The sequence below is a fragment of the Clostridium sp. LS genome (assembly GCF_002760435.1).
GTDB lineage: Bacteria > Bacillota > Clostridia > Clostridiales > Clostridiaceae > Clostridium.
On the sequence record NZ_AUUU01000128.1, the window covers coordinates 1 to 14,196 of the forward strand.

Consider the following 14,196-nt stretch of genomic DNA (forward strand, 5'->3'; position numbering starts at 1 on the left):
ACCTGCAACTTAGAGCCTTCAGCGATATTTTCATAGCTTTTCGTAATAAAAATATTAATTATTTCGGTAAGCTACCACATAAGTATAGCTTAAATTTAGTTATTTATATATCTCCATCCACCGCTCTCAGTAATGTTTTCTGCATCATATTTCCCGTATTCTTCACATATGAATCCGCAGACTTCACTGCCATCTTCTAACTGAACTTTCCCAATACCTAAAGGTGATGGTATTAATGAAGTAAAATAACCGAATTTATCTAACGGCATTTCCCAAAGTTCAACTTCTACAGCACCGCCTCCATTTTCTACCTTTATAAGACCTGGTTTAGCTGGATTTGTATTTAATTTAAATAACTTATACTTGTCAGCAGTTTTACAGGTTTTTATATATTTGCTGCCACATTCAATCATCTGAACTTCTAATGGATATCCTTGCATATGTAATCCACAAACTGCAACAGTAATTTTTTCTTCTTTAAGCTCCCTGCCTAGTCCAATTAATAACCCCTCTGCATCTGAAAGAGAGAAGATTGTTATTCCAAAAGGAACATCCTTAGCTGCATATCCTGATGGAATCGCAACTGCACTTAAATCTAGAAGGTTACAATGATTTGTGTATTTACCCATATCGCTATTTGCAGCAATTGGATTTTCCCTTACTTGATCTCTAGTCCATGTTCCACCAGCTGTAGGCATTATAAGAACAGCATCTTTTAATATAACTTTAGTTTTTGCTTTTAATTCTTGTAATCTATGGATTGCTTTAAATACAGACACTGCATCAAATTTTGGATCTCCACCACCTTCAAGGATTGTCTTAGTTACTGGAAACACCTTATCTGGATTTTCTTTTACGAAATCTCCAAGATCTTTCCACCTTTCAGCAACCCATGGCCCTTCATATAATATAGCTGCTGCTTCTGAAAACATATGGTAATCAATATACTCTACAGGTATATTTAATTCCTTTATCTTTTCAACAGATTCATGCCATGCCTTTTCATACTCTCTGCCATATGGACCATAAAACTCTGGTGTTTTATTGGGCAAACATATTTTTTTAGGTAATCTTGATACTGGTTTGGGTATTTCCTTTGACCAAGGATCTTCCTCTATGAATCCACGAACCACAGCATCAACCATAACAGCTTCATCCAAGTTTACTGAAAATACTGTAATACAGTCTAAACTAGCACAAGCTTTCACTAATCCTTTTGTTGACCATGCTCCAAATGAAGGTTTAAATCCTACAAGATCATTTAATAATGCTGGTACACGACCTGATCCTGCTGTATCTGTTCCAAGCGCAAAGGCAGCTTGTCCGCGAGCAACACTCACTGCTGATCCTGAACTTGAACCTCCGCTTATAAGTTCTGGATTTAATGCATTATGAACTTCACCATAGGGGCTTCTTGTGCCAACTAATCCTGTAGCGAATTGATCTAAGTTAGCCTTTCCAACGGGAATTGCTCCTGCCTCTATTAATTTTTTTACTACTTCTGCACTTTCCCTTGGAGTATATGCATACTCTGGGCATCCTGCAGTGGTTTCGATATTTTCTAAATCAATATTATCCTTTATTGCAAAGGGAATCCCCCATAGTGGTAATGAATTTGGCTTTGTACTCTTTAATTGATCTATATAAGGTTTTATATTTTCAAAGCTTGGGGAGGTAATCCAAATATTCATTTCCTTATCCCTATTAGCCCTATCGATAATTTCTAAAACAACCTCTTCAGGAGAAATTTTATTTTTAGCATACATTTTCTTAAGCCAGTTTATTGATAACTTTTTTGGATATACTACTTTATTCATAACTTATATTCAGTAATGGATATCTTACTATTTAAGCCTAAATACCCATTACATCTCCTTTCTTATCTTTCTTCTATACTTACAAGAACTTGTCCAGGCTGAACCTCTTCTCCAGAGTCAATATAAACTTTATCTATAACTCCATCGCAGGTAGATACTATATTTATTTCCATCTTCATGCTTTCTTCAATTATTATGTTATCACCTTTTTTAACTACGTCTCCAGGTTTAACTAATACCTTCCATACACTAGCATGCATTTGGGAATATATACCCACTCTGTCTTCTGGAACCTTCTCATCGCTATTTTCTTCTGCATTATTGTTTTCTGAAATATACTCAGCAAGACCCAGCTTTTTCCATCTCTCTCTTTCCTCATTAAAAGATTTTTGCTGATGCTTTTTAAATACCTTAGCACTATCTTCGATTTCTTTTAAGAATTCCATATACTTTCCTAAATCAAAAGTAGTTTCTTCTATTTTAGGTTCAAAACGGCCTCTTAAAAAATCTTCTCTAAGTTTTAATAATTCATCAGCTTCTACAGGATAAAATCTTATTTGGTCAAAGAAATTTAGAAGCCATGGTTTTCCCTTTTTAAAGCTATTTGTTTCACGAACCTTATTCCACATTTGAATAGTACGCCCTACAAATTGATATCCTCCCGGACCTTCCATTCCGTAAACACACATATATGCTCCACCAATACCTACTGCATTTTCTGGTGTCCATGTACGTGCTGGATTGTATTTTGTAGTTACAAGTCTATGCCTAGGATCTGTAGGCGTTGCAACTGGTGCTCCTAAATAAACATCACCAAGACCAAGTACAAGATAATTAGCATTAAAAACAATTTCCTTAACATCCTCAATTGTATCTAAGCCGTTTATTCTTCTTATAAATTCTAGATTACTTGGGCACCAAGGTGCATCAGGTCTAACATTTTTTTGATATCTTTCAATGGCAAGCCTTGTAGCTGGATCATCCCATGAAAGAGGCAGGTTTACTATTCTTGATGGTACAGTAATTGAATGTAATGGCGGAAGATTATTTTCAGTTTCTATAACTTTCTTTAAGGCTTCCTTTACAGTTATCTTACTGCTATCAATATTTATTTGAAGTGATCGTATTCCTGGTGTTAAATTCTTAATAGGAATTATATCTTGTTTTTCAAGAGCTTCCATAAGAATATGAACTTGGAAACGAAGCATTAAATCTAATTCCATTTCTCCATATTCCACAAGAAGATTTTCATCTCCAGCACATCTTATAGTCATTAAAAAATCTCTGTTTTCTTCTTGCTTAAATAAAATTGGATACTCTCCATTTGTTTCATTTTTATCTGTTAGATCAAACTCAAAATCAACTTCTTTTCTTTCAGTTATAGCCTTTAGCTTATCTTCTTGAATCTCTGTAAGCTTTGTTGCTTCTTCTAAAGTTATTGCTTTAAATTTAACCTTATCACCTGGATGCAGCTGCCCTACCTTCCAATATTCTGCGCTTGCTACAGTCACTGGACATACAAAGCCTCCAAGGCTTGGACCATCTGGTCCTAAAAGAATAGCCATATCTCCTGTTAAGTCTAAACTTCCAACCGCATAAGCATTATCATGAATATTTGACGGATGAAGTCCTGCTTCACCTCCATCCTCTCTAGTCCATGTTGGAACATCGCCTATAAGTCTTACTCCAGTTCTTGAACTATTAAAATGTACTTCTAATTCTTTGCTGGTAAGATTCTTCAAATACTCTTCTGATAAGAACTCTCTAGATGAATGTGGTCCTGGAATCACTCCAATCTCCCACACATTTGTCATGTTTTCTTTAAATTTATCTATCATTTCATATTTATTATTTGGTTTGTCTAATTTATTAACTCTAAGGACATCACCGCTTCTTAGAGCCCTTCCTCCATGCCCCCCAAATCCACCAAGGGTAAATGTAGCTGAGCTTCCAAGAATCTTAGGCATATCAAAACCGCCTTCAACCAAAAGATATGCTCTCATTCCTTCACTGGTTGATTGGAATCTTAGAATTTGTCCAGCTTTTGCATAAATAGCCGTGTACATTGGTATTTCAACTTCGTCTAAAGTTGGCTTCATATTAGCACCAGTAATGCAGAAGCACATATCATCTCTAAATAAATACTCCCCACCTTTTAAGGTCAATTCAAGGCCGCTCGCATCATCACTATTGCCTAAAATCTTATTACCTATTCTAAAAGAATATGGATCCATAGGACCACAAGGTGGCACTCCAACTCCCCAATATCCTATCCTTCCTGGGAAGTCTTGCACTGTTGTTTGAAGTCCTCCGTCTATTACTTCAATAGCACTTTCTTTTGGCTTAAAATCATTAAGTAATGCTGTATAAATATTACCTTCTTTATATTCCTTTTCATCTAAAAGTGCACTTACATATTCAATATTTGTGGTTATTCCATAAATACGAGTTTCATCTAATGCATTTTTAAGTTTTTCTATTGCTTCATCTCTATTATTTCCATGAACTATTACTTTTGCCATCATAGGGTCATAAAAAGAACTAATTACTATCTCATCCCTTATCCAATTCTCATTTCTAGCATTTTCAGAAAATTTAACTTTATCTATTTTACCTGCACTTGGACGAAAATCATGATAGCAGTCTTCAGCATAAATACGTACCTCTATACTATGCCCTTGAGGCTTTTTAACTAATGCTTCTAAATCTTTTAACTCGTCAGCTGCTTCTCTTACCATCCATTCAACAAGATCAACTCCAAATACTTCTTCAGTAATACCGTGCTCTACTTGAAGTCTTGTATTTACTTCTAAGAAATAGAACTTTTCTTCTTTTTCATCATATAAAAATTCTACTGTTCCAGCACTTTGATATTTTGCTTCTTTGGCAAGTCTTATAGCTGCTTCAAACATTTTTTCTCTAACTTCATTTGGCAGATTAGGTGCCGGACTTTCTTCAACAACCTTTTGATTTCTTCTTTGAATGGAACAATCTCTTTCTCCTAATGCTACAACCTCTCCAAATTTATTTCCAAAAATTTGAACTTCAACATGACGGGCTCTTTCAATATACTTTTCTAGGAATAAGCCTTCATTTTTAAAGTTTGCTCCAGCTAAATATTTTACTCCATCATAAGCAGCTTCTAATTCATTTTTATCTCTGCATATTTTCATTCCTATTCCGCCGCCACCAGCAGTACTCTTTAGTATTACTGGATATCCAACTTCATTAGCTGCCTTTAATGCTTCTTCCTTAGAATTTAATAATCCTGTTCCTTCTAATAATGGAACATTTGATTTCTTTGCTATTTCTCTTGCTAGATGTTTCAAACCAAAGGTATCCATTTGTTCTGGCGTTGGTCCTATAAATGTAATTCCTTTCTCTGCACATTTTCTAGCAAAATCAGAGTTTTCACTTAAAAATCCATAGCCAGGATGAATAGCTTCTACACCTAATTCTAAAGCTTTTTCTAAAATCAACTCTGCATTTAGATAACTATCCTTTGCTACTCCTTTTCCTATTAAAACTGTTTCATCTGCATTATCAACGTGCAAGCTGTCTTGATCAGCTTCTGTGTAAACTGCTACAGACTTTATACCTAATTTCTTTAAAGTTCTCTCTATTCTAACTGCTATAGCTCCTCTGTTTGCAATTAATACTTTCTTAAACATATTAGTCCCCCCAATTATCTTATATAAGTCATATTCAAATATCTACTTATCCCAAATTAAAACTCTTACTGGAGTTGGATTATAAGCATTACATGGATTATTTAACTGAGGGCAGTTGCTTAAAAGTACTGTCACATTACATTCTGCTTTCATTTCCACATAATATCCTGGAGCTGAAACCCCATCTGCAAATTCTAAACCGCCTTCTGAAGTCACTGGCACATTCATAAAGAAATTGATATTAGGTGCTAAATCTCTTTTTCCGTATTCTCCATTAGTTTTTGATAATTCATTCATATAAGTGTCCCTGCAATTATGCATATCTAGTTTTTCATGAGCATAACGCACTGTATTGCTTTGAGCTGAACATGAGCCTCCAAGGGTATCATGCTTTCCACAGGTATCAGCTACTATTGTTAGAAGTTCTTTTCCTGACTCCGCTCTTAAAACACTTCCAGTAGAAAGGTATATATTTTTTTGTTTAACTATAGTTGCTGTTGCACTATAATGATCATTTATATTATCTGAATCAAAGAATAAGGTATCTGCTGCTTGATTTCCCTCTACGTCAACTATTCTCAGTACTTCTCCTTTTTTTAATTTATATAACCAGCCATCTCCAGCAAGCACTGTTTTATTATAAACTGCATCTTCAACTTTTCTATTACTTTCAACTATATTAAAACCTATCATAATTTTTAACTCCTCTCATTTTTGCTATATAATTTGCACATCAATTAAAGCAATGCATAATATTCCCATGTATTTTCAAAAGCTCTTTTATTTTCCGGCCTATAATTAACACAGTAATCATCTTCTTTAACTGGCTCTGCTTCTGAAATTTCAAGTTTTACCGGAACTGAGGGATATTCTTTACTTTCATCTAAAGGATTTGGTGTATTAGATAATATAATTAATACATCCATTTCTGTACGCAATGTTATGCTGTCACCTTTCTTGCAATGTTCCTTGCAATAATTCATATTTCCATTTTCATCACAATAAACTTTTGAAAATAAATTTACACCTGGGGCTAAATCACGTAATCCTAAACCATTTCTCACAAGCTCTATTGCAAAATTCTCTTCTCCATTTCTAAGCCAGTCATTTCTAAGCTCTTGATACGTAGTTTTCCCATACTTATTTTCAACCTCTTCCTTTGTTATATATCCACAAATTGTATCATGCCATCCTAAAGTATCTTCCACTATGCTAGCTAAAACTCTGCCATTATCGCTCATTAAGACATTTCCCTTAGTTAAATGAGATGTGTGTTGCTCCTTTAAGGTATCCGGCATATTATATCTTTCAGTTAAATCCTTTGAATTGTATATTAATAATGATATATTTGCTCCATCTTCTAAAGCAGTGAATTTCATTAACTTCCCTTTTCCTATATTCGCTGACCATTTTGCACCTTTATTAATTGTTTTAGTAAATAACATAACTATTCCTCCTTGCTCCATAAGTCCTTATTTTGTATAATTAACCCTATTTTGAATAAAAAAATAGAAGATAACACAAATATAGTTATCTCCCAGGCTTTTATCCTTCCGTGTAGCATTCCTGCCGTTTTTTCTCGGACCAGCCCTAAATCAGACATATTTGCATGCTATATCCCAAATATGCTTTAAATAGCGGAACCCTAAAAAACTTTTTATCTAATTTTATATTTCCTTGGAAATTATTCTTCTTCCTTACCATGAAGGATCCTGTCTACCTTCCTACGCAACTCTATGAACTCTTGTGTATCCTTTAATTCCAACTTGCGTTCATAAGGCAAATAGATTGGAACTTCTTCTTTTATTTTTCCTGGTCTTGCAGACATTACATAAACCCTTTTGGATAAGAAAACTGCTTCCTCGATATCATGTGTAATGAAAATAACTGTAGGCCTCTCAACTTGCCAAATCTCACGCATAAGTAGCTGCATAGATGCCTTAGTTTGTGGATCTAATGCTCCAAAAGGCTCGTCCATCAATAAAACTTCCGGGCTGTTAGCAAGAGCTCTTGCAATAGCAACTCTTTGCTTCATTCCCCCTGAAAGTTCCTTTGGATAACTTTTTCTAAATTGAGTAAGCTCTATTAATTCTAAATACTTACTTACAATTTCATCAATTTCTGCTTTAGGCTTCTTTTTAAGCTTAAGTCCAAAAGCTATATTATCTTCAACAGTCATCCAAGGAAATAATGTATAGCCTTGAAAAACCATGCCTCTATCTGCTCCAGGACCCTCAAGAACCTTATCATTAAGCATTATTTTTCCTGAACTTGGTTCATCTAATCCTGCAATCATTCTTAAGAGAGTTGACTTACCGCAGCCTGATGGACCAACTATGCTTACAAATTCATTTTGTTGGATATCAAAGCTTACATTATCAATTGCTAAGGTTTGTCCCTTTTTACTTTCATATATTTTCGTGATATTTTCTGCATAAATGGTACTAGTCGCCATTCTAGCCTCTATTTTTTGATTATCCTTATGCTCAGATAACTCTTTGTTTTTCTTTGTGAAAAGTGCCATACTAAATACCTCCTTCCGCCCATTTAAATAATTTCTTATTTATCCATGCGAAGGTTCTATCTGTAATAAGTCCTAATATTCCAATTACTAATATCCCCATGAATATTACATCTGTCTTTAAGAAACGTTGAGCTTTTAATATGCTGTATCCAAGTCCTGAATTTGCTGCAACAATTTCAGCAACTACTAAATATGTCCAAGCCCATCCCATCATCATTCTTAAGGTATCCATTAATTTAGGCATCATACCTGGAATTAATATTTTGAAAATAACTTGTTTTTTATTTGCTCCTAGAGTATAACCTGCATTCACTAAATCATCTTGAACAGATCTTATATTATCTGCAACCATAGGGATCAATTGAAATAATGTTCCTATAAATATTACTGTAATCTTTGCTGTTTCTCCTATACCAGTCCATACCATTATTAATGGTATGAAAGCTGGTACAGGCATATATCTTATAAATTCTGTAACTGGCTGTATAAAAGCTTCACAGGATTTAAAAGTCCCAGTTAAAATTCCAAGTGGTACTCCAATAATTACAGCTATAATAAATCCCATAAATATTCTAAATACACTTATATACATATCTCCAAAAAGCGTTCCATCTTTCATTGTATTAATAAAAGCTTGTATTACCGCCATTGGAGTAGGTAAGAATGATTTGTTTACTAATCCAAGTACACTTAAGATTGTCCATCCACCAAATAATATTACAAATGATATTGCTGCAATTAACAGATACGTCCTTTTATCTAAGTTTTTTCTTATTAATAGTAGTTTTTTCACTACAACCACCAACCTTATTTATTTGATTGTGCCTTAGTCTCTGGAGCTGGCTCAGATTGTCTCTTTTCAGAGATCTTTTTTATAAACGAAGGATCTATCATTCCTTCCAACTCTTCCATTGTTGGCACTCTATCAATCATATTTACATTCTTTAAGAATTTTGAAGTTTCAAGTGCTGCATAAGGTATATATTTCATGTTTTCAGCTTTTTGAGTCATAGCTTCTATATTATCATTAATTGAAAATAACTTAGATCCGCTCATTGACCCTGCCATTTCCTCTGAACTGATTCCACATTGCTTTGCCATATAAGCTAGGGATTTGTCTGGATTCTTTGAGTAAAAGTTTAATGAATCGAAGTATGAGTTAACTACTGCTTCCACTTGATCTGGATTGTTTTTAATCATATCCCCTTTAGCTATTAAAAGATTTGGAATTAATCCTGGAGTTTCTTCTGAACTATATAGAACCTTATTACCACGTGCTTTTGCAAGTCCTGTAGCTGGTTCCCATAGAGCTGCAGCATCTACAGATCCAGAAATAAGTGCTGCTCCCGCGTCATCTACGCTCATATTAACCAAATTTATATCGCTTTCTTTCATGCCTTCTTTTTCAAGAGCTTTTAGTAGAAAAAAGTGTTCAATTGTTCCAAATTCAGTTGCAACAGTTTTTCCTTTTAAATCTTTTATATTGCTATATTCTGGTTTAGCTACAAGAGCATCTGCTCCAGCTGAGTTATCATTTGAAAGTACTATTTTAAAATCTGTTCCTTTTAAATATGGAGCTATTGTATCTGATAATGCAACAGCTAACATATCTAAATTCCCACTATTAAAGGCTTGTATTGAATCACTATATACTGGGAACCAAACTAGTTCAACATCAACTCCATTTTTCTTAAAGAAATCTTCTCCTTGTGCTATATACCATGGCATCCACCCTGGATATTCACTTACACCTATCTTTATTTTTTTATTAGAACTTGTAGCTGTAGCATTTGATGCAGTTTCATTAGTTGTTTTGGAACCACCACAGCCTGCTAAAATACTTAATGATAAAACAGATAAAATTATTATTGATATAGCTTTCTTTATTAATTTCATTGTTATTCCCCCTCAATTTTATTATTTTTTAGGATCACTCATTGCTATTTTTATATTTCTTCTTACATTAATGCTTCATTATCTTTTTCGCCTGTTCTTATTCTTATGGCCTTATCCACTGGACAGACAAATATTTTTCCATCTCCTGAGTTATTAGTTCTATTGACTCGTACTATGATACCTATCAATGTATCAACTTCTTCGTCTCTAACATAAATTTCAAGCATTTTTTTTGCATACATCTCGTTGTCATAATGCTCTTTATCTTCTGAACTATTAATGTTTAGTTCTGTATGTATCTTTTGTCTGCCTCTTCCCAAAACCTCTTTTGTACTCATTGATGAAAATCCCTCTTTATTTAAGGCTTCCCTTGTCTTAAAATACATATTAGGCTTTATTATCGCTACCACCATCTTCAATACAATCCACCCCTTTCATATTTAATCTTTTACAGCTCTTCTTTTCCATTACTTATTGTCACTGACCTTTGAACTTCTGTTATAAATATCTTTCCATCACCAAAAGCACCCTTTTTACCTGTCTTAGCTGCATCTGTAATAATTTTTACAACCTTGTCTTCATCTTTGTCTTCTACAACAATCATTATCATTTCTTTTGGGATTTCATCATAGTAAACATCAGCTACCTTTAAGCCTTGTTGCTTTCCTCTTCCTAAAATGCTCATTCTTGTTGCTGCATTAATTCCTTCTTTAGTCAATCCACCTAACACGTCCGCTACCTTCTCTGGTCGAATTATTGCCTTTATCATTTTCATAATTTCTTCACTCCTTGTTATATAAAAAATAAAGGCACTATGATTTAAAGATTTAAAATCATAGCGCCTTTGCTAAATACAATGATATTTTTTTTACTTTTCATTAAACTAATAGAAAAATTATTTACTACATTGTAAAATAAAAAGGATAAGATTTATTATATCTGCTATGGCCTAACGATATAATATTTCTTATCCTATAACAGAGCTACTCGGCAGCAACTCTGAAGGTTTCTTTAATATATTAATTTTATGTTTTAATTATATTTAAATATTTATTAATAGTCAATACTATTTTTACAATTTATTTTTGTTTTAGTTAGTTTTTCTTGAAAACTCAATATACTATATGTTTTTCTTTTTTCTTATTTAATCTCATATATAATTCCTGAATACTTTGTCTAGGCTTTACACCAATTTGCTGCATAAGCTGTCTTTCAAATTCTTGATAATATTCAAACAAGGCTTTTTTTCCCTCTGTTTTATGTAAAATTTCAATTGCTAATTCTCTCAAATCTTCATTACAGGAATTAAATTCAATTACATATTCAAGCATTTGATAAGTTATAGTCAAATCTTTTCCCTCTATAATTCTCCTCTGTACTAAAGTTTTTGCAAAGTTTATAAATAGTCTGGAATAGTAAGCTTGAAGCTTTTCAGCTCAATAATAATCTTTATTTGCAAAAAGCTGGCCTGGATATAATTTATAAAATTCTTGTAACGTTAAATTAATATTAATATTTTTTATAAACTTTTAAATTCAATTGTCGATTTTTCAATAATATGTTAAAATATTAACGTCATTTTTATAAAAAAGGTATTTTATCTGCTTATTACTTATGATGTATTTATAAAATTAATTATCGAAAGGGGAAAATAATATGAAACTTTGGTCTCTTGCTGCAATTGCAGTGTACTTACTTATTTTACTTATTATAGGCTATTATTCTTATAGAAAAACATCAAACTTATCTGATTATATGATAGGAGGAAGAGGCCTTGGTCCTCTAGTTACTGCACTTTCTGCTGGAGCTAGTGATATGAGCGGCTGGATGCTTATGGGATTACCTGGTGCTGTTTATGCAACAGGAATTTGTAATCTTTGGATAGGAATTGGACTTACAGTTGGTGCTTATCTAAACTATTTGTTATTAGCTCCAAGATTTAGAGTTTATACAGAAGTTGCAAATGATTCTATGACAATTCCAGATTATTTAGAAAATCGTTTTAAAGATAAATCTAATATACTTAGACTTGTATCGGGTATAGTAATACTTGTTTTCTTTATTCTTTATGTTTCATCAGGCCTTGTAGCTGGAGGAAAGTTATTTGTTGATACGTATAAATTAACTTATACAATGGGCATAGTTGTAACTTTATCTGTTGTTGTTCTTTATACATACTTTGGTGGATTTTTAGCAGTAAGTTTAACAGACTTTTTCCAAGGAACTTTAATGTTTATCTGTTTAGTTACGGTTCCAGTTGTAGCGTATATGAATATTGGTGTTGATCCAGGTACCTTTGTAAACAAAGTAAAAAATATAGATCCTGCATTATTTGATTTATTCAGAGGGACTAGTATAGCTAGCATTATCAGTCTCTTAGCTTGGGGACTTGGATATTTCGGGCAGCCACATATTATTGTACGTTTTATGGCAATTAAATCGGCTAAAGAATTAAAATCAGCAAGAAGAATCGGAATTGGCTGGATGAGTATAGGTCTTTTAGGAGCAGTTGTGAGTGGTATTATAGGACTTGTATATTTCACTGATCATAATAGTCCATTAGCTGATCCTGAAACAGTTTTCCTTCGCCTTGGGGATATATTATTCCACCCATTTATAACTGGAATAATATTATCTGCTGTACTTGCTGCTATAATGAGTACTATTTCCTCTCAGCTTTTAGTTTGTTCAAGTTCAATTACAAAAGATTTTTACCTTGCCTTCTTTAATAAGAAGGCTACTGAAAAACAACAAATGGTAATAGGAAGATTAGCAGTATTAGTAGTATCAGCTATTGCAACAGTTCTTGCATATATGCCAAATAAAACTATTCTAAATATAGTTGGACAGGCATGGGCTGGTTTTGGTTCATCCTTTGGTCCAGTTCTTTTACTAAGCCTTTATTGGAAGAGAATGACTAAATGGGGAGCATTATCTGGAATGATCGTTGGTGGATTAACAGTTATCATATGGATTGTATCAGGTTTATCTGGCTTCTTATATGAAATGATTCCTGGATTCTTCCTATCACTTGCATCAGTTATTGTTGTTAGTCTTTTAACTAACAAACCTGATGACTCTGTTGATGAACAGTTTGCCGAAATGAAAAAGGTATTAACTGATAATAACTAAGATAGTACAAGATTTAAGTTAAAATTAAGTCCATGCATAAATAGGAACTCACTCCATTTATGCATGGACTTTTAATAATAATTTATATTATAATTACCCTAAGATTTTCGAGATCACAATTCCTTATCTCCCTCTCTCCTTAACCATGTTTTAAAATTAGCTGGATTTGATTCATTAATAAGAAAAACTCTTGCACCACGCGGAACATTATCCTGTCCATATCCTCCATATCCGGTATAGCCAGCATAACCAAGTTTTATCCCTTTTAATTCAGAACTATAACTATTTAAATGATCATGCCCCACAAATACTCCCTTTACATCTCCCATTTTAACAAGCTTTTCAAAAAGACGTAGGTTAACTTTAGCACAACATTCATCTTCGAGTCTTTGCCCATCTATTAACCCACTTTCCCGAGCCTCCTTATATTTTTTCAATGGTATATGAAAAAACATAAGAGATGGTATTACCTTCTTATACCTGCGCTTTAACTTTAAAACAGTTCTTTCATACCAACATATCTGTGTAAACTTAATCCAATCGTATCCCCCTATAAAAAAAGGAGCATATTTTCCTGAGTCCATCATAAAAATATTAAATTTAGGAATATTATCCTTTGAACTTTTTATCAGCAAATTATAATTCCCAATTCGTTTAAAAGTTTTGTACCCTATTTGACTAATATTATGTTCATAGGTCATATATAACTGCATCATTTCTTTTTTTGTCATAACCTTATGTTCATCATCATGGTTACCAAATACTATAGCCCACGGAATATTCCTAATTTCCATGGGCCTTGCTATATTGTTAATAGCCTTTTTTATATCATCTACACTTTTGCACTTTCCATCAATGTTATCTCCAGTTAAAACAACAAGATTAGGTCTCTCGTATTTTAATATTTTATTCATAAGTTCTATGCCTTTATCTCTATCTGGTCCTTCATGTAAATCCGTAAACTGAACAATTTTAAAACTTCCATTAGCATCAAATTTGAGGTTAGGTTTCATGAATAAACTCCTAGCAATTTTTATAGTACATTATATGGGGCTTCCCTTTAATTGCTACTCTTCCGTATATGCATATATAGATAAACAACCATGCGCGTAAAGTTAATGAGTATTTTAACAGTAAAAGCATATGTTTACAGTTA

At 33.2% G+C, this 14,196-nt stretch carries 12 protein-coding genes and 1 riboswitch; of the genes, 1 reads left to right on the forward strand and 11 read right to left on the reverse strand.

Annotated elements, in window-relative coordinates; genetic code table 11:
* Nucleotides 1-95: 95 nt before the first annotated feature.
* The 10 genes from COL3_RS23610 to COL3_RS23655 all read right to left on the reverse strand — a co-directional run bounded on the left by COL3_RS23610 (nucleotide 96) and on the right by COL3_RS23655 (nucleotide 11,308).
* Nucleotides 96-1,817: an allophanate hydrolase gene (locus COL3_RS23610; protein WP_008425395.1), complete on the reverse strand. Its 1,722-nt coding sequence runs from the start codon at nucleotides 1,815-1,817 to the stop codon at nucleotides 96-98.
* Between the two features lie 62 nt (nucleotides 1,818-1,879).
* Nucleotides 1,880-5,488: an urea carboxylase gene (gene uca, locus COL3_RS23615; RefSeq protein ID WP_008425396.1), complete on the reverse strand. Its 3,609-nt coding sequence runs from the start codon at nucleotides 5,486-5,488 to the stop codon at nucleotides 1,880-1,882.
* 42 nt (nucleotides 5,489-5,530) lie between these two features.
* Nucleotides 5,531-6,181, reverse strand: a complete 651-nt coding sequence (locus tag COL3_RS23620) for an urea amidolyase associated protein UAAP2 (protein ID WP_008425398.1) — start codon at nucleotides 6,179-6,181, stop codon at nucleotides 5,531-5,533.
* A gap of 44 nt (nucleotides 6,182-6,225) precedes the next feature.
* Nucleotides 6,226-6,939 (reverse strand): urea amidolyase associated protein UAAP1, encoded by a 714-nt coding sequence (locus COL3_RS23625; protein WP_207655455.1) that lies wholly within the window; start codon nucleotides 6,937-6,939, stop codon nucleotides 6,226-6,228.
* 81 nt (nucleotides 6,940-7,020) lie between these two features.
* A riboswitch (guanidine-I (ykkC/yxkD leader) is annotated at nucleotides 7,021-7,148 on the reverse strand.
* Between the two features lie 24 nt (nucleotides 7,149-7,172).
* Nucleotides 7,173-8,012 carry an ABC transporter ATP-binding protein gene (locus COL3_RS23630; protein ID WP_008425402.1) on the reverse strand — a complete coding sequence of 280 codons (840 nt, stop codon included), beginning with the start codon at nucleotides 8,010-8,012 and terminating at the stop codon, nucleotides 7,173-7,175.
* 1 nt (nucleotide 8,013) lies between these two features.
* The gene (locus COL3_RS23635) at nucleotides 8,014-8,805 is read right to left on the reverse strand and encodes an ABC transporter permease (protein WP_008425404.1); all 792 of its coding nucleotides are present in this window, start codon (nucleotides 8,803-8,805) and stop codon (nucleotides 8,014-8,016) included.
* Between the two features lie 14 nt (nucleotides 8,806-8,819).
* A complete protein-coding gene (locus tag COL3_RS23640) occupies nucleotides 8,820-9,908 on the reverse strand; it encodes an ABC transporter substrate-binding protein (protein ID WP_008425406.1) in 1,089 nt (362 codons plus the stop codon).
* 62 nt (nucleotides 9,909-9,970) lie between these two features.
* The gene (locus tag COL3_RS23645; protein ID WP_008425408.1) at nucleotides 9,971-10,321 is read right to left on the reverse strand and encodes a P-II family nitrogen regulator; all 351 of its coding nucleotides are present in this window, start codon (nucleotides 10,319-10,321) and stop codon (nucleotides 9,971-9,973) included.
* A gap of 35 nt (nucleotides 10,322-10,356) precedes the next feature.
* Nucleotides 10,357-10,683 (reverse strand): P-II family nitrogen regulator, encoded by a 327-nt coding sequence (locus COL3_RS23650; RefSeq protein ID WP_008425409.1) that lies wholly within the window; start codon nucleotides 10,681-10,683, stop codon nucleotides 10,357-10,359.
* Nucleotides 10,684-11,020: 337 nt separating this feature from the next.
* Nucleotides 11,021-11,308: a bacterial transcriptional activator domain-containing protein gene (locus COL3_RS23655; protein WP_143327562.1), complete on the reverse strand. Its 288-nt coding sequence runs from the start codon at nucleotides 11,306-11,308 to the stop codon at nucleotides 11,021-11,023.
* Nucleotides 11,309-11,564: 256 nt separating this feature from the next.
* Between COL3_RS23655 and putP the strand changes: the two genes are divergently transcribed.
* Nucleotides 11,565-13,040 carry a sodium/proline symporter PutP gene (gene putP, locus COL3_RS23660; RefSeq protein WP_008425411.1) on the forward strand — a complete coding sequence of 492 codons (1,476 nt, stop codon included), beginning with the start codon at nucleotides 11,565-11,567 and terminating at the stop codon, nucleotides 13,038-13,040.
* A gap of 113 nt (nucleotides 13,041-13,153) precedes the next feature.
* Here the strand turns inward: putP and COL3_RS23665 are convergent, their stop codons facing one another.
* Complete coding sequence (locus COL3_RS23665; RefSeq protein ID WP_008425412.1) at nucleotides 13,154-14,053, reverse strand: metallophosphoesterase family protein; 900 nt, start codon at nucleotides 14,051-14,053, stop codon at nucleotides 13,154-13,156.
* Nucleotides 14,054-14,196 lie beyond the last annotated feature (143 nt).